Below are 16,688 nucleotides of genomic sequence, written 5' to 3'. Positions count from 1 at the left end.
AGCTGTAGCAGCAACAAGTGTCGCGACAACAGGCTTATTTTCTTCAGTAGCATTTGCTGCCGACGAACAGAAAGTTGAAAGAATCGAAGTAACGGGTTCTCGTATCCAACGTCAAGACATGGAAACAGCTTCTCCAGTAACCATCATTTCTGCTGAAGCTATTCGCGCAGAAGGTTTCACTTCAGTTGACCAACTACTTCAAGCTCAAACCTCAATGGCTGGTGCCGCTCTAGGTTCTAGTTCAAATAACGGTTCAGATGGTATTGCACAAGTTGACTTACGCGGCATGGGTTCTCAACGTACGCTAGTGTTATTAAACGGCCGTCGTATGGTTAACTCTGGTTCAGGTGCAGACAGTTCTGTCGATTTGAACTCTATTCCTGTATCTATGATCGCTCGCGTTGAGATCTTAAAAGATGGCGCTTCTGCGGTATACGGTTCTGATGCTATTGCTGGTGTTGTTAACATCATCACCAAGAAAGACTTCGAAGGCTTCCAATTCGATCTTAACGGTAGCACTACTAGCGAAAGCGACGGTGAGACAGGTGAGTTAAGCGGTTTATACGGTTTCAATACTGATGGCGGTAACTATACTGTCGGTGCTGCGTATTCAAAACGTGAAAGCGTTATTCAGTCAGATCGTAGCTGGACAGAGCCAGGTGCAAGTTCATTTTTACCTACTGGTTCATTAGGCGGAAAAGTACGCAATGACGCTGGTGAATGGGTTGCTCGTTCTACAGGTTATGACTACACCACGAGCAGTTATTACCAAACACCAAACGAGCGTTACAGCTTGTTTGCTAATATGATTCAAGAGTTAGACAATAATTTAGTGCTAAGTGGAGACGTTCTTTACACTAAACGTAAGTCTGATCAGCAACTTGCTCCGCAACCTGCTGATGTTATGCTAAACGTATGTGGCGCTCCAGGTGTTGAAGCTGGCGCAGCATGTATTACTCTTGATTCTGCTATGACAGCTGGTGGTGTTGAAGCTGATGATACTGGTCGAGTAAATTACCGTCGTCGTACGACTGATGCTGGTCCGCGTATTTATTCTCAAGATACTGATACATTCCGTATCTCTGCGGCTTTGGCTGGTGAGTTTGATATCAATACCGGTATGAACTGGGATATCGCATACACTTACGGTAAAAACAAAGCTGATTCAAGCGTTGATAACTCAATCAATGCAACTAATCTTAAGCAATCTGTTTATGCTAACCAAGATGCATGGTTCACAGGTGTTCCATTAACGGGTGATATTGTTAATGACATTAGCTTTACCGATAATGCTAATGGTGGTAACGAGCAGCATGTTGTTTCTGCAGGCTTAAATGGTGAGTTGTTCGATGTAAGTGCTGGTGCAGTTGCTTTTGCTATCGGTGCTGAATATCGTTACGAAAGTGGTTTCTATAATCCAGATCCTGTAACAGTAGCTGGCGATAGTACTGCTGCTCAGCAAGATCCTACTGACGGCAACTACAATGTTTTCTCTGTATTCGAAGAAGTTAGTGTTCCTTTTACCGAGAAATTAACCGGTGATTTTGCACTTCGTTATGACGATTACTCAACATTCGGTAAAGCATCTACTTGGAAAGTGGGCCTTACTTATGAAGCATCTGATGATTTAATGCTTCGTGGTGTAGCGGCTACAGGTTTCCGTGCACCTAGTATCAGCGAGTTATTTGGCGGTGATACCGGTTCATACGACTATTTAGATGATCCTTGGGGCAATGCTCAAGATCCACAGATCTTAACGCGTTATACTTCAGACAGTAACTTAAAAGCTGAAGAATCAGATTCTTACACAGCTGGTTTAGTTTACTCACCTAGCTATGTTGAAGGTTTATCTTTAACGCTTGATTACTGGCGCTTTAAAGTCACCAATGCTATTACACGTTTAGATGTTCAAGCGGGTCTTGATGCATGTTTTGCTAATGCTTCTGCTGCTGCATGTGAAACCTTTAACATTGGTCCAAATGGTGATTTGTCTAACTTAACAAATACGTTAACTAACGTAGGTAGCCAAGACACAAGCGGATTAGACTTTAACTTAGCTTATAACTTTGAAGCGTTATCGTTAGATTGGAAAATCAGCAACGATACAACTTACTTGATCAAGTTTGAGCAAGAAGATAACAACTACACCAACAATATTGATGGTAACTTTGGCGCGTATGCTCGTATACGTAACAACTTCAATATTCAAGCTGGTCAAGACAGCTGGAGTGTTAACTACTTCAACCGTTACATTGGTGAAATGGACGACTTAAATACAGGCGATAAAGTGGATGCGATTCTGTACCACAACGTTGCCGGTACTTACTATGTTACGGACATGATTACCTTGAGCGCTGGCGTGAAAAACTTAACCAACGAAGAGCCATCACGCGTATCTAATGGTAGTGACGGCGGTACTGTACCAGAAGTGTATGACACTATCGGTCGTCAGTACTACGGTGGCGTATCTGTTAAGTTCTAAATAACAGAGACACATAAAACAGTCGGATATTGATACTGTTTATTACGAAAAGGCCTACATTTATGTAGGCCTTTTTTATGATGATTATTTTATACTGGCTAGCTAGGTTGCAGATCTAAGTGTGCTTTACAGACGTTAATGGCTAGTGATCTAAGCGTAATTCATGCCGATGTTCTCGACTGAATTTTTGTTCGCATTGAGTGCAACGTTGTTCCGTTGGATCTGTGATTAGGCGATATGCTTCTATGTCGACTTCACAATCTGAGCAAAGCCCATATAAACCCAGTTCAAGTTGACAATATGCAGCATCTAGTCGCATTAGCCGAGTAAAAATATCGGTGTCGGCGAGTTTTACTTGTGGTAGATAATCAATTAGTTGCCCAAGAGGGGTTTGCATTGTGACATGAGCAACTTCAGTCGATTTTAATGAATCCTTAATAACGAGCATTAACTCACGTCTCAAAATAAGTTCAAGTTGTTGAAGTTTTTGCTTTATATCCTGAGAATTGTGCAACTGAGATAACCTTAACTGACTATGCCAATGTAGATAATCTATTTTAAGCACAAATAGAGCCTACGTTATGACGAAGATCAATTCTCGATTAGATTTTTGAGATAAAAACATGAATAATAATTTACTTTTTATTCATGTTAGCCAAGGTTAATGGTCTGTGCTGGAGAGGCTCTAGGGGCTTTATTAACGAATAGGTGGTGAATCAATCACCCTATATAGAACACTGATAATAATAACGTTGCGCTATTAACTTTGTTTAGGATAAACACAGTTTAACGAGGTGAATGACATAACCCAATCAAACTGCGTTAGATCCTAGCCTAGAGCCGCGATATTGCTAGTCTATAACAGTGCGCGATGAGCGTTTTGTAAGGTATTAACGATTTCTTCGGTTGTTTTAAACACTCGCAATTCTCTAAATAAGGTATCCGCTTCTGGGTATTGACGATTTAAGTAACTAAACCATTGTTTAATCCGTGAGGGATAATAGTCCGACTTTCGTCCGGTGAGTTCTTTGTCACTATAAGCCATGAGTAAACTTAATGTTTGTTGCCAGCTAAACGGGATTGCACCGGTTTTAATGGTGTCACCTAAGTTCGGTAGCGATATAGCACCTCGGCCAATCATTACACTGTCACAACCCGTTATATCCATACAACGTTGCGCATCAGCAGCATTCCAAATCTCTCCATTTGCAATAACGGGAATAGGCAGGCGTTTTCTGACTTCGGTAATGTATTCCCAATAAGCAGGGGGCTTATAACCGTCGGTTTTACTGCGAGCATGAATAGCCAGCTCTGTTGCGCCGGCTTCATACACAGCTAAGGCATTTTCCATAAATAACGACTTATCTTCGTAACCTAAACGGATTTTGGCCGTAACTGGATGTTCTGACGGTACAGCATCGCGCATGGCCTTAACAATGTTATAAATATTCTCTGGGTATTGCAGTAACACTGCGCCGCCTTTACTTTTATTGACGGTTTTTGCTGGGCAACCAAAGTTTGCATCAACGCCGTTTGACCCTAGTTCTATGGCTCTAATGGCATTTTGTGCCATCCACTCTGGCTCTTGTCCTAACAACTGAACACGAACTGGTGTACCTGATGCAGTTAAACCTTGATGATGTAACTCTGGACACAGTTTGTAGAAGACTTTTTCAGGTAATAGTTGATTGACTACCCTGACAAATTCCGTCACCACCAAGTCAAATGGATTGATGGCTGACAAAATTTCACGCATATGGTCATCTACCACACCTTCCATCGGAGCTAAAATAACGCGCACAATACACCTTGCTGCAGTAAAAAGTGGGCTATTTTAACGTGTTTATTATCGGATAGCAGCACTAAATAGTGCCATGACCATCTTTGTCACGACGTTAAGTAAATTATTATTAATAATCATATTGATATGATTGTTGTTGTGTCTATGTTAAATGTATATAGCGTTATTTTTAAGCTTGCCTAGCAACAATTAATGTTAATAAAATGGATATTTTTCACATTTCGGATATTTTTTTGTAATAAACGTTACTAACGGCAGGTCTCTTTACACAAGCCGGCAATAATGCTGGTCAGCATTATAATCACGACTTAAGGATATAATTATTATGAATTCAATCAAACAAACTACGTTAGCTGTTGCGTTAGGTTCAGTTGTAATGACGGCTGGTTTTTCGGCGCAAGTAGAAGCAAATCCATTTGGTTTTCAACAATTAACTTCTGGTTACCAACTTGATGGCGGAGAAGGTAAGTGTGGTGAAGGCAAATGTGGCGACATGAAAAAATCAGCGGAAAAAGCGGCTGAAGGTAAATGTGGCGACATGAAACAGTCAGCGGAAAAAGCGGCTGAAGGTAAATGTGGCGACATGAAGCAATCAGCGGAAAAAATGGCTGAAGGCAAGTGTGGCGACATGAAACAGTCAGCTGAAAAAGCGGCTGAAGGTAAGTGTGGTGACATGAAAAAATCAGCGGAAAAAGCAGCTGAAGGTAAATGTGGCGACATGAAGCAATCAGCTGAAAAAATGACTGAAGGTAAGTGCGGCGGTCAAAAATAACAGTTTGCTTCTGTTTGATAATGCCTAGGCTTATCTAATACAATTAAGGCCTGAGATTCAGGCCTTAAATTTATCTGTTTTTTATCGAATATTTAGTTATATCAATACTTAAAAAACAATCATCAAGGACACGCATTATGTCTACAAATCATGCTCATGGCTTAGCCAATGTCGGTTTAGGGCTTCGTCGAGAAATGTTAGACGAATTTTGTCAGCATGTGCCTGCCGCAATTGAGTTTTTTGAGGTTGCGCCTGAAAACTGGATGACCCTAGGAGGTAAGTTTGGTCGTCAATTTGCTCAATTAACCGAACAACATCGTTTTTTTTGTCACGGATTATCTTTATCCATTGGTAGCCCTCAAGCTTTAGACACTCAGTTTGTACGCAAGATAAAACACTTTTTAGATCGGCATAACATCGATATTTATTCCGAACATTTAAGTTATTGCTCGGGAGCCGGTCACATGTACGATCTTATGCCGATCCCTTTTACTGACGACGCAGTGATCCACACAGCTAAAAGAATAAACCAGGTTGAAGAGATACTTGAGCGGCCATTTATTTTAGAAAATGTTTCCTTCTATGCCGCTCCTGGTGCACAAATGAGTGAAGTTGAGTTTGTTAATGCCGTTTTGCAAGAAGCTGACTGTAAGCTGTTACTTGATGTGAATAACATTTATGTTAATTCAATTAATCATCAATATGATGCTAATGCTTTTTTGGCGGCTATGCCGACCGAGCGGATTGAATATTTACACATTGCTGGGCATTATCAAGAAGACATTGATTTGGTTGTTGATACCCATGGTGCCGACATTATCGATCCTGTCTGGGGATTATTACAGCAATGCTATCAATTACACGGTGTACATCCCACACTGCTTGAGCGCGACTTTAACATTCCTAAAACCGACATTCTGCTCAATGAAATTAATCAAATCCATCAATACCAACAACAAGCTTTACGTCAGCAGTCATTACTGAGGAAGGCATAATGGGTTTTATGCAAGTACAGCAACAATTTATGGATTACATTCGTGATCCTAGCTTGCCATTACCAGAGGGTATTGAGCCTAGGCGGATGAATATCTATCGAGAGTTATTTTTTAATAATATCAGTGGTTTTGTCTCCAGTGCTTTTCCGGTACTTAACAGTCTATATCAGGATGAACAATGGCAAGCATTAGTGCAGAAGTTTTTTCGGTCTCATGATTGTCAAACACCAATATTTGTCGAAATTGCCAGTGAGTTTTTAGCGTTTTTGCAGCATCAATATCAAATCACACAAGATGACCCGATTTTCATGTTGCAGCTAGCGCATTATGAATGGTTAGAGTTATGTGTGGCAGTCGCGCCAGACACACCATCATCTCAGTTGCTCGTTTCTGGCGATCTCGCCCAGCGGCGATTATGTTTGGCCACTTGTGCCAAGGTCGCGCAATACGCTTTTGATGTTCAACATATTAGTGTTGACTACCAACCCATTGAACCGACACCGCAAGCGAACTTTTTTTGTGTATTTCGAGATTTAACTGAGCAAGTTGCTTTTTTGCAACTGACGCCTCTAAGCGCGCAAGTATTGGCTTACATTGAGCAAATGAGCCTTTCTCAACAAGGTGTCACCGTAGAGGCGATTATTGTGTGGTTAAGTGAACACTACCCACAAATGTCCAATGACACCTTATTATCAGGCTGTTTACCTTTACTCCAACAATTGGCGCAAAAGGGGATTATTATTTCACCAACTTAGTCAAAATAGGCTTAAAAAATTTATGGTTTTTATTTTATAAAGATAGGTCTAAAATGAGCCACTTTTTGTGACTGGCCTCACACTTGCTGTTCGCTAAGTTAACCCAATGTTGACCTATCATAGCGAATGAAAGTGTTAAGCTATTGCAGTAACAACATCACCTGAATGTAGGAATAATCATGAGTCAGCCTTTTAAAGACCCGTTTAACATATTTTATTTCGTTGGTTTTATTTTGGTTTTATTAATTCCAACATTACCCGCGAGTCTTTCATGGTTGAAAGCAACAGGATTAATTTAACGCTAACTTCAGGTTAACCTGTCATGATGTGTCTACTAAACCACTCTGCTAGAGTGGTTTTTTGTTTCTGATGAGGGTACTTATGGCGGTAAAACGTGGTTTTTTTCTAATAATAGGCCTGTGCAGCCTTGTTTTAGGCTTAATCGGTATTGTGTTGCCTTTATTGCCAACAGTCCCGTTTATTCTGCTGGCTGCTTTTTGTTTTTCCCGTTCAAATGATCGCTTGCACCATTGGTTAGTCAATCATCCATGGTTTGCCGAAGGTATTCGTCAATGGCAATCGAACAGGGCATTGAGTCGTCCTCTTAAGAAAAAAGCAATGTTGATGACCGTGCTAAGCTTTGGGGTTAGCATTGCCATTGTGCCGATTGTTTGGGTGAAAATGATGTTATTGTGCATGATGCTTTTTTTAGTATTTTTTTTGTGGCGGATCCCAGAGTTAGAATAATAAATCGTCAGTTAAGGTAAGCTAGTTGCAACTGAGATTAAACGGGCATAAGATCAGCTAAGTATTTTTACCAGAGTCCACCCGCAACGTGGACTTTTTTATTGCGTAATCACTTTTATAGAGTTAACTAAAATTATGATGAACCAAGACAGTTTAGCGCTTATTAAGCAAAGCATTAAAACCATTCCTGATTATCCAATACCAGGCATCATGTTCCGTGACGTCACGAGTTTGCTTGAAAATGCAGAAGCTTATAAAGCCACTATTGCGATTTTAGTGGCTCATTATCAATCAAAAGGTTTCACTAAAGTGGTTGGTACGGAAGCGCGTGGTTTTTTATTTGGTGCACCACTAGCTTTAGAGCTAGGTGTTGGTTTTGTACCTGTACGTAAACCAGGTAAATTACCCCGAAAAACCATTAGCCAAACCTATGATTTAGAATACGGTAAAGATACCTTAGAAATTCATGTCGATGCCATTAATGCCAATGATAAAGTGTTAGTGATTGATGACTTGCTCGCCACGGGTGGCACGATCGAAGCAACAGTAAAGCTTATCCGCCAACTTGGTGGTGAAGTGTCTCACGCTGCATTTGTAATTTCATTACCAGAAATTGGTGGTGAGAAGCGTTTGCAAGGTATGGGAATTGAAGTATTAAGCTTATGTGAGTTTGATGGTGAGTAAATAGTAAAATAAACTGCTATTTTATTAAGCAGTTAACTGTATTCTGCACTATCAAATACATGCTCAACAATAGCATGCCAGCCCTTGGCATGTTATTGTTAACCCCTTTATAGGGATTGACTCCCGATAGCTCTCTGTGGGGAATTTCATGTCTTACCAAGTACTCGCCCGCAAATGGCGTCCAGCTAAATTTGACCAAATGGTTGGCCAATCTCATGTATTAATGGCACTAACCAATGCATTGAGTCAGCAAAGGTTACATCATGCTTACCTGTTTACCGGTACGCGCGGTGTAGGTAAAACCAGTTTGGCGCGTTTATTTGCTAAAGGTCTCAATTGCGAAACTGGTGTAACGGCTACACCCTGTGGCGAATGTTCTAGTTGTATTGAAATTGCTCAAGGTCGATTTGTTGATTTAATTGAAGTCGATGCCGCTTCTCGTACTAAAGTTGATGATACTCGTGAGCTCCTCGACAATGTTCAATATCGTCCTTCACGTGGCCGTTTTAAAGTGTATTTAATTGACGAAGTACACATGTTATCGCGTAGCAGTTTTAATGCATTATTAAAAACGTTAGAAGAACCGCCCGAACACGTTAAGTTTTTACTGGCGACCACTGACCCGCATAAATTACCTGTTACCGTATTATCTCGCTGCTTACAGTTTAATTTGAAAAGTTTGTCGCAAGATGAAATTACTAAGCAGTTAGCGTATATCATCAGCCAAGAAAACCTACCTTTTGAGCCACAAGCATTGAGTTTATTAGCTAAAGCCGCTAATGGTAGTATGCGTGATGCGCTTAGTTTAACGGATCAAGCCATCGCTTTTGGTAGTGGTCAAGTCATGTTGACACAAGTACAAACCATGCTCGGCAGCATTGATGAAAAACATGTACTGGCTTTATTAAAAGCCTTATGTGACGCTGATGTGGGTCCATTAATGCAAACCGTGTCAAAAGTATTAGCATTTGGTGCTGACGCAGAAGAAGTACTGCGCAGTTTATTAGAGCTACTGCACCAAATTACCTTGACTCAGTTTGCCCCAGCCGCTGCGCAGCAATCATTGTTTAGTGAACAAATTTTAGCGTTTGCACAGCAATTAGCGCCTGAGCAAGTTCAGCTTTATTATCAAATGTTACTTAACGGTCGTAAAGATTTGGCTTTTGCACCTGATCCTAAATCAGGCTTGGAAATGGCATTATTGCGCGCCGTTGCATTCACCCCTGAAAAACAAGTAAAACGTTGGGTAACAACTACACCAGCAGATATTAATTTAAGCGTGATTGATCATGCCTTATCTCCCACACAAGAGGTCATTGAAACAGGCCCAAAGCTTGATAATCAGTCTCAAGCGAATAGCGCGTTAGCAGCAACGATATTACCAGTTCAAGCAGAAGCTGCGGCGATGAATGTTGAGACTGACACTGACGAGGTTGTTGATGATGAGCCAGCCGCAGCCTCACTAATAGCAGAACAAGCTTTATTGCTCAGCCAAGCACAAAGCCAAGGTTTTGATGAACAATCGCCCCAAAGCCGCGTTGATACCCAAAGCCACGTTGATATAAGTGCAGCGGCGTTTGCTCATTCAACGGCTGATAATATTGCCGTGAGCACTGAAATCGGCGAATCAACTGCTTCAGACAGCAAGATTGATGCGCCCAAACATGACACCACTGAAGCGCAAGAGTTTTGTGAGCAACAGGCATTAGCTGTTAATCCCACAGATACAAGCAGCAAGAGCGATGTCGACGCCAATACCGCACAAGATAGTCAAGAAAATCAGCATGCTCGGGACGTAGATAATGGATCATTTGGTGGTTATTCTTTTACGGATTATGATGCCTCTGATGAAGCATCAATGGAATACCAGCCGTCTGATCATGATGAATATATTGCTTTTTCGGCGTTAAATCAGACTCCAGAGACGAACAGTGTTGATACTGCAAAGGGCTCTCTGTCTGCGCCGAAAACGGCGGATCATCATAGTGATGCTTCGGCTAGCAACAGTGTAGACAATAGTGTTGATGACAGCACTGACATTAGCAGCAAAAATGTCAGCCATAGCATTGAACAAGATTTGCTTCGCGCTGATGATTTAGACGACTTTCTTGACGAAGTACTCGCTAGTCGTGATTCTCTCATCGCTGATGTTGGGGCATTACAGCAAAAAGATGAACTCGCCAAAAAAGAAGCCACTAAATCAGTTTCTTCAAGAGTGATCAAACCATCCAATTCGCCGGCAGTAAACTCAGAACACTTAGCCGCTGAGCCTAAAACGCCTGAATCTACTGCGCCCAATACCAGTCCAGTGTTATCTGCTGTGGCCACTAAAAGCGACAATTCTCCGGCTGTCAGTGATTATGATAGACCTCCTTGGGTCGCGCCCAAAGAGGGCGAACAAGTTAATGCATTTGCAGATGTTCAATCACATGATAAATCTGCCGTTGAAGCCACAATTAACCAGCCGAGCAATGTTTCTCAGCAGGTTAATCAACAAGATCTAAAGCCTGCTAGCGCTGTCGTCGCCGCTAACCCACATAGCATGACAGAGCCTAAAATGACTCAATCGCATGCAGTGGCCCAGTTTGAGCCACACAGTATCCAAGGTGATGAGGTTGATTTGCACTGGTATAAGGTGATGACCCATGTTTCTGTTGGTGGTAGGGTGCGACAATTAGGTGTTAATTCAGTGTGCTCTGGTTTGTCCAATCCAATAGTGTTGGTGTTAAAACCGGATCAAAAACATTTGTCAGCGCAAACGGCTATCGATCAATTGCAAGTGGCGTTAACTGAATACCTTGAGCAACCGACTGAAGTACAGATCCAGATTGGCGTTGTACCAAAACGAGAAACACCGCTTGAGTTACGTAAGCGTTTTCACCGTGAACTTATCGCACAGGCGCAACAGTCTATTTTGCTTGATGATAAAGTGCAGTGGATGGTCCAGCGTTTATCAGCGCAATTAGACAGTGACAGTATTGAATATCCATCGGAGCAATTGGGGCAAATTGCCCAAGAGATTGCGCTTATTAGTGCCTCATAAATGAACAAATACGCTAATCTTGCTTGAGATGAAGTTATCTTCATCTCAAAAGTATCTCAGTAAGATTGCCAATCGAATTTATTTCAGTAAGATTAGCGTCATTATGGCGACTTGCTAACAACCTTAATTAGAGAGAGAAACGACTATGTTTGGTGGAAAAGGCGGTATGGGCAATTTAATGAAACAAGCCCAGATGATGCAAGACAAGATGGCTAAAGTGCAGGAAGAAATTGCGCGCACCGAAATGACGGGTGAAGCGGGTGCTGGCTTGGTTAAAGTAACCATGACAGGTAACCACAATGTGCGTAAAGTTGAAATTGATCCGAGTTTAATGGAAGACGATAAAGAGATGTTAGAAGATCTTATCGCTGCCGCCTGTAATGATGCAGCTCGTCGCATTGAAGAAAATCAAAAGACTAAAATGGCCGAAGTCACTGGGGGTATGCAACTACCACCTGGCATGAAAATGCCGTTTTAATCGCATTTATTTGCTAAAAAAGCTCAAGCATTAATGCTTGAGCTTTTTTATTTTCAGTCCAAAATATCTAAAGCTCGTTTAGCGCCCAAATGGATTAACCTTTGCATTCGAGCGCCGCACAGACAATAATCGCACTGCGTTGGTGTGACCGCAGATTGGCACAGCCTTTCATCTCGACAGTTTCACCCATGACATCAAAATAAGTTTAGTTATTAAGGTATTGGCAATTTATGAAATTTAGTCCTTTGGTTGATGAATTAATCCAATCTTTACGTGCACTGCCTGGCGTTGGGCCAAAGTCTGCGCAGCGAATGGCATTTCAATTACTTGAGCGTGAACGTAAAGTGGGTCTCAAGCTTGCCGATTCGCTACAAAAAGCCATGTCAGAAGTTGGACATTGCCAAAGTTGCCGTACGTTCACCGAACAGGATTTATGCCCTATCTGCAGTAGCCATCGCCGGGTTAATTCGGGGATCATTTGTGTGGTTGAAACGCCTGCTGATGTGCTAGCGATTGAAGCGGGTGGACATTTTAATGGTCGATATTTTGTGCTGTTAGGACATCTGTCACCCTTAGATGGTGTTGGCCCTGAAGAGCTTGGTTTGGCTTTACTGGAACGTCATTTAACCTCTGATGATGTCAGTGAGTTAATCCTTGCCACCAACCCGACCGTTGAGGGGGATGCTACAGCACACTTTATTGCCGATATGGCCAGAAGACATAATGTCGTCATCAGTCGTATTGCACATGGTGTGCCTGTCGGTGGTGAGCTTGAATATGTCGATAGCACTACCTTAGCGCTATCATTTAATGGTCGTATTCCACTGCTATAAATCGATACGGTATTAAAACGATCTTGTGCCAGTGTCTCCTTAATCGGGATTTTTGGCATTTTTATCTGATGCAGGCTAAGTCAATGGTCGTGTTTCACGGCGATAAATCGATACGGTATTGAAATGAGCTTGTGCCAGCGTCTCCTTAATCGGGGTTGCTGGCATTTTTATTTGATCAAAGCTAAATAAATGGCTCAGTTAATGGTCATACCGAGGTGAATCAGCAACGATATTTGCCTGATTTGAGCATAACTGGTGATTTATTATTCAACAAGATGGGGTTGCCCCTTGAAAATAGTGTAACGTCCCCCATCTCTTGGTTAACGAAGATTTTTATGGCGAGTTGATGTTTCGACTCGTGATTGATTTAACGTAACACCAAGGAAATTATTCATGTCACAACAAGAAACTCATGGCTTTCAAACCGAAGTAAAGCAACTTCTGCAATTGATGATCCACTCTCTGTATTCAAATAAAGAGATTTTCTTACGTGAGCTTGTCTCAAATGCGGCCGATGCAGCAGATAAACTTCGCTATTTAGCCTTAACAGATGATGCTTTATATGAAGGTAACGGCGATTTACGCGTGCGTGTTAGCGCCGATAAAGAAAAGGGCACAGTTACCATTTCTGATAATGGTATTGGTATGACCCGCGATAGCGTGATTGAACATTTAGGCACTATTGCAAAATCAGGTACCAAAGAGTTTTTCGGTAATCTTTCTGGTGAAGCGTCAAAAGATTCACAATTAATTGGTCAGTTTGGTGTGGGCTTTTACTCGGCTTTCATCGTGGCGAAAAAAGTTACCGTGCGCACTCGTGCAGCCGGTCATGCTGCTAACGAAGGTGTATTGTGGGAATCTGAAGGCGAAGGTTCGTTTAATGTAGAAAGTATCACTAAAAATGAACGTGGTACTGAAATCGTGCTGCATTTACGTGATGAAGAAACTGAGTTTGCTGACGATTATCGTTTACGTTCTATTATCACTAAGTATTCTGATCATATCTCGGTTCCGGTGCAAATGTGGAATGAAGGCACACCTGAGTCAGATGGACCAGATGGCGAGAAGGTCGCGGCCACTGAAGGTGAATGGAAAGTGATGAACAAGGCCACCGCGCTTTGGACTCGTAACAAGTCAGACATTACTGAAGAAGAATACCAAGAATTTTATAAGCATATTTCTCACGACTATAGCGACGCATTAAAATGGTCTCATAATCGGGTTGAAGGTAAACAAGAATACACCAGTTTATTGTACATCCCAGCCAAAGCGCCTTGGGATATGTGGAATCGCGATCATAAGCATGGCTTGAAACTGTTTGTTCAGCGTGTGTTTATTATGGATGAAGCAGAACAGTTTTTACCGACTTACTTGCGCTTCGTTCGCGGCTTAATTGATTCAAATGATTTACCATTAAACGTTTCTCGCGAAATTTTACAAGACAATCAAGTCACCACTGCAATGCGTGTAGGCATAACCAAACGTGTGCTTGGAATGCTTGAAAAGCTGGCGAAAGACGAGCCTGAACAATATCAGTCATTCTGGGCTGAGTTTGGCCAAGTGTTGAAAGAAGGCCCAGCAGAAGACTTTGCTAACAAAGAGCGTATTGCCGGTTTATTGCGTTTTGCTTCAACTGATAACAACTCAGCTACGACAACTGTGTCATTAGAAGCGTATGTTGAGCGCATGAAAGAAGGTCAAGACAAGATTTACTATATTGTTGCTGACAGTCATGATGCAGCTGCTAACAGTCCTCACCTTGAATTGCTGCGTAAAAAAGGCATTGAGGTATTATTACTGTCTGAGCGTATCGATGAATGGTTAGTGAGTCACTTAACCGAATTCAATGGTAAGAAATTACATTCAGTTACGCGTGGTGATTTAGAATTAGGTGAACTTGAAGATGCTGCTGATAAACAAGCGCATGATAAAGTTGCCGAAGAGTCGAAAGATTTAGTTGAACGTGTAAAAGCGGCATTAGCAGACAGTGTATCGGACGTGCGCGTGACGTCTCGTTTAACTGACACTCCAGCTTGCGTTGTAGCCGGCGAAGGTGAAATGTCGACGCAGATGATTAAACTGATGCAAGCTGCAGGTCAGCCAGTACCAGAATCGAAACCAACGTTTGAGATTAACCCAACTCATCCTTTGGTTGAGCATTTGAATAACGAAACTGACGAGAAGTTGTTTACTGATTGGGCTAACTTATTGTTACAGCAAGCCTTGTTGTCGGAAAAAGGCAGTTTGGCCGATCCATCAGCGTTTATTAAACTCACCAATCAAATGTTATTGGCGAGTGTAAAATAATCTTGATTTAAGCACCAAAAGCGGACAATAAGTCCGCTTTTGTTTTTGTCATCCCGCGGAGGCAATATGGACTACCTCATTAATCTTACTAAAGATAATATTCAACACGTTGTTGATACCTCGATGCAAAAAATGGTGGTATTGGCATTTTGGACGCAACAACAGCCCGAAAGTGTGCAGATGTTGCAGACGCTGGAACTGTTGGCTAACGCCCAATCTGGGCGATTTATTCTTGCCAAAGTGGACTGTGAAACAGAGTTAGAAATCGCGAATTACTTCCAGATTCAAAATTTACCGACCACATTGATTTTAGATAAAGGCAGACCGATTGATGGTTTTGCTGGCGTACAAAGCCAAGAGCAAATTAGTGACTTACTCGACAAACACTTACCGCCTATGTGGATACAAGCATTTGAAGAAATTAAGCAACAATTAGCCCAAGGCCAGTTATCGTCTGAAGCCTTAACTAACATTGCTGAACAGTTAAAAACGATTTATGCCGATGCACAGCAAGCGGCTGAAGTGGCATTGGTTATGACCGATGTAGCCTTACAGCTAGGTTTACTTGCTGAAGCAAAAGTATTACTTGCTCGTATTGGTTTAGCTGATCAAGACAGTTACTATCATAATTTAGTCGCCAAATTAGCCTTAGCGGAAGATGCAGCTGACACACCTGAAATTCGCCAATTACAGCAGAATGTTGCTGAGCATCCAGATGATCTTGATGCGGTAATCATTTTGGCCAAAGCATTAAATGCAGCTCATCGTAATGAAGAAGCTCTGGAGTTATTATTTACCATTTTACAAAAAGATCTTAATGCTGCAGAGGGTAAAGTCAAACAAGTCTTCATGGAAATCTTAACTGCGATAGGACAGGGCAACATGATAGCCAATCAATATCGCCGTAAATTATATACCTTGTTGTATTAAACAAATTGATGCCTTTTTGTTACAAGCCTTATTAGATTTAGGTCTAATGTCATAACAAAAGCGCTATTAAAACTGTGGCAGATGTGCGAAAATCGCCGCCCTAAAAAGAACATAAACTTAAAAGAGGACTTTTGAGATGCGCATTATTTTATTGGGTGCACCAGGTGCCGGTAAAGGTACCCAAGCACAGTTCATTATGGAACAGTATGGTATCCCACAAATCTCAACCGGTGATATGTTGCGTGCAGCTGTTAAAGCGGGCACTCCATTAGGTTTAGAAGCTAAGAAAGTAATGGATGCAGGTCAATTAGTGTCTGACGATCTTATTATTGGTTTAGTGAAAGAGCGTATTGCACAAGCCGACTGTGAAAAAGGTTTTCTATTAGACGGTTTCCCTCGTACCATCCCACAAGCAGATGCAATGGCTGAAAATGGTATTGAAATCGATCATGTTATCGAGATTGATGTGCCAGACGAAGAAATCGTTAAGCGCATGAGCGGACGTCGTGTCCATTCAGGCTCTGGCCGTGTGTACCATATCGTGTTCAATCCGCCTAAAGTGGAAGGTAAAGACGATGTCACTGGTGATGATTTAGCGATTCGCCCTGATGATGAAGAAAGTACAGTTCGTAAGCGCTTGGGTATTTATCATGAGCAAACTAAGCCATTAGTTGCTTACTATGGCAAAGTTGCAGAAGCCGGTAACACTCAGTATAACAAGTTTGACGGTACTCAATCTGTCAGTAAAGTGAGCGAGCAACTGGCTAGTGTACTAAAATAACCGCTGCTCAGCGTCTGAATAAAAAGCCTGCTTTGCAGGTTTTTTTTATGGCGAATAAAACGGTGTAACTGCTCGTCTCC

Annotated in this window: 14 protein-coding genes; 12 read left to right on the top strand and 2 right to left on the bottom strand. The window is 41.8% G+C overall.

Annotated features, from left to right (window positions below):
• A partial coding sequence (locus tag H5185_RS10730) for a TonB-dependent siderophore receptor (RefSeq protein ID WP_182742076.1) occupies positions 1–2,482 on the top strand: 2,482 nt, incomplete at its 5' end.
• Between the two features lie 142 nt (positions 2,483–2,624).
• On the opposite strand, the gene H5185_RS10725 is transcribed toward H5185_RS10730, so the two are convergent.
• Together H5185_RS10725 and dusC are read right to left on the bottom strand one after the other, a co-directional pair.
• The gene (locus tag H5185_RS10725; protein ID WP_404948459.1) at positions 2,625–2,930 is read right to left on the bottom strand and encodes a TraR/DksA C4-type zinc finger protein; all 306 of its coding nucleotides are present in this window, start codon (positions 2,928–2,930) and stop codon (positions 2,625–2,627) included.
• Positions 2,931–3,338: 408 nt separating this feature from the next.
• Positions 3,339–4,283 carry a tRNA dihydrouridine(16) synthase DusC gene (gene dusC / locus H5185_RS10720; protein WP_182723445.1) on the bottom strand — a complete coding sequence of 315 codons (945 nt, stop codon included), beginning with the start codon at positions 4,281–4,283 and terminating at the stop codon, positions 3,339–3,341.
• 325 nt (positions 4,284–4,608) lie between these two features.
• Here dusC and H5185_RS10715 point away from each other — a divergent pair, with 325 nt between their 5' ends.
• The 11 genes from H5185_RS10715 to adk all read left to right on the top strand — a co-directional run bounded on the left by H5185_RS10715 (position 4,609) and on the right by adk (position 16,608).
• The gene (locus H5185_RS10715; RefSeq protein ID WP_124016068.1) at positions 4,609–5,055 is read left to right on the top strand and encodes a hypothetical protein; all 447 of its coding nucleotides are present in this window, start codon (positions 4,609–4,611) and stop codon (positions 5,053–5,055) included.
• A 137-nt stretch (positions 5,056–5,192) separates the two neighbouring features.
• Positions 5,193–6,050 (top strand): DUF692 domain-containing protein, encoded by an 858-nt coding sequence (locus tag H5185_RS10710; protein ID WP_182699021.1) that lies wholly within the window; start codon positions 5,193–5,195, stop codon positions 6,048–6,050.
• Positions 6,050–6,805 carry a DUF2063 domain-containing protein gene (locus H5185_RS10705; protein ID WP_182742074.1) on the top strand — a complete coding sequence of 252 codons (756 nt, stop codon included), beginning with the start codon at positions 6,050–6,052 and terminating at the stop codon, positions 6,803–6,805. The genes H5185_RS10710 and H5185_RS10705 overlap by 1 nt, the downstream gene beginning before the upstream one ends.
• Before the next feature lie 381 nt (positions 6,806–7,186).
• Positions 7,187–7,552 carry a YbaN family protein gene (locus tag H5185_RS10700; RefSeq protein WP_182723444.1) on the top strand — a complete coding sequence of 122 codons (366 nt, stop codon included), beginning with the start codon at positions 7,187–7,189 and terminating at the stop codon, positions 7,550–7,552.
• Positions 7,553–7,684: 132 nt separating this feature from the next.
• Complete coding sequence (gene apt / locus H5185_RS10695; protein WP_101088153.1) at positions 7,685–8,236, top strand: adenine phosphoribosyltransferase; 552 nt, start codon at positions 7,685–7,687, stop codon at positions 8,234–8,236.
• Between the two features lie 148 nt (positions 8,237–8,384).
• Positions 8,385–11,279, top strand: a complete 2,895-nt coding sequence (gene dnaX / locus H5185_RS10690) for a DNA polymerase III subunit gamma/tau (RefSeq protein ID WP_182742073.1) — start codon at positions 8,385–8,387, stop codon at positions 11,277–11,279.
• Between the two features lie 145 nt (positions 11,280–11,424).
• Positions 11,425–11,757, top strand: a complete 333-nt coding sequence (locus H5185_RS10685) for a YbaB/EbfC family nucleoid-associated protein (RefSeq protein WP_011637860.1) — start codon at positions 11,425–11,427, stop codon at positions 11,755–11,757.
• A gap of 230 nt (positions 11,758–11,987) precedes the next feature.
• Positions 11,988–12,590, top strand: a complete 603-nt coding sequence (gene recR, locus H5185_RS10680) for a recombination mediator RecR (RefSeq protein WP_124016062.1) — start codon at positions 11,988–11,990, stop codon at positions 12,588–12,590.
• Positions 12,591–12,983: 393 nt separating this feature from the next.
• Positions 12,984–14,897, top strand: a complete 1,914-nt coding sequence (gene htpG / locus H5185_RS10675) for a molecular chaperone HtpG (protein WP_182742072.1) — start codon at positions 12,984–12,986, stop codon at positions 14,895–14,897.
• Between the two features lie 66 nt (positions 14,898–14,963).
• Complete coding sequence (locus H5185_RS10670) at positions 14,964–15,827, top strand: tetratricopeptide repeat protein (RefSeq protein ID WP_182742071.1); 864 nt, start codon at positions 14,964–14,966, stop codon at positions 15,825–15,827.
• 136 nt (positions 15,828–15,963) lie between these two features.
• Entirely contained in the window at positions 15,964–16,608 is a 645-nt protein-coding gene (adk, locus tag H5185_RS10665; protein WP_124016059.1) for an adenylate kinase, read from the top strand.
• Positions 16,609–16,688 lie beyond the last annotated feature (80 nt).

Source organism: Shewanella sp. SG44-6 (assembly GCF_014164185.1).
Classification (GTDB): Bacteria; Pseudomonadota; Gammaproteobacteria; order Enterobacterales; family Shewanellaceae; genus Shewanella; species Shewanella vesiculosa.
Note: the sequence above shows the minus strand (reverse complement) of the source record. Positions and strands in the feature narration are given on the sequence as shown.

What these genes read in the sequence shown, in the direction of transcription:
- recR (WP_124016062.1), top strand. Translation starts at nt 11,988, where the DNA reads ATGAAATTTAGTCCTTTGGTTGATGAATTAATCCAATCTTTACGTGCA.
- H5185_RS10705 (WP_182742074.1), top strand. Translation starts at nt 6,050, where the DNA reads ATGGGTTTTATGCAAGTACAGCAACAATTTATGGATTACATTCGTGAT.
- H5185_RS10700 (WP_182723444.1), top strand. Translation starts at nt 7,187, where the DNA reads ATGGCGGTAAAACGTGGTTTTTTTCTAATAATAGGCCTGTGCAGCCTT.
- H5185_RS10715 (WP_124016068.1), top strand. Translation starts at nt 4,609, where the DNA reads ATGAATTCAATCAAACAAACTACGTTAGCTGTTGCGTTAGGTTCAGTT.
- H5185_RS10670 (WP_182742071.1), top strand. Translation starts at nt 14,964, where the DNA reads ATGGACTACCTCATTAATCTTACTAAAGATAATATTCAACACGTTGTT.
- adk (WP_124016059.1), top strand. Translation starts at nt 15,964, where the DNA reads ATGCGCATTATTTTATTGGGTGCACCAGGTGCCGGTAAAGGTACCCAA.
- H5185_RS10725 (WP_404948459.1), bottom strand. Translation starts at nt 2,930, where the DNA reads ATGCTCGTTATTAAGGATTCATTAAAATCGACTGAAGTTGCTCATGTC.
- htpG (WP_182742072.1), top strand. Translation starts at nt 12,984, where the DNA reads ATGTCACAACAAGAAACTCATGGCTTTCAAACCGAAGTAAAGCAACTT.
- dnaX (WP_182742073.1), top strand. Translation starts at nt 8,385, where the DNA reads ATGTCTTACCAAGTACTCGCCCGCAAATGGCGTCCAGCTAAATTTGAC.
- H5185_RS10710 (WP_182699021.1), top strand. Translation starts at nt 5,193, where the DNA reads ATGTCTACAAATCATGCTCATGGCTTAGCCAATGTCGGTTTAGGGCTT.
- H5185_RS10685 (WP_011637860.1), top strand. Translation starts at nt 11,425, where the DNA reads ATGTTTGGTGGAAAAGGCGGTATGGGCAATTTAATGAAACAAGCCCAG.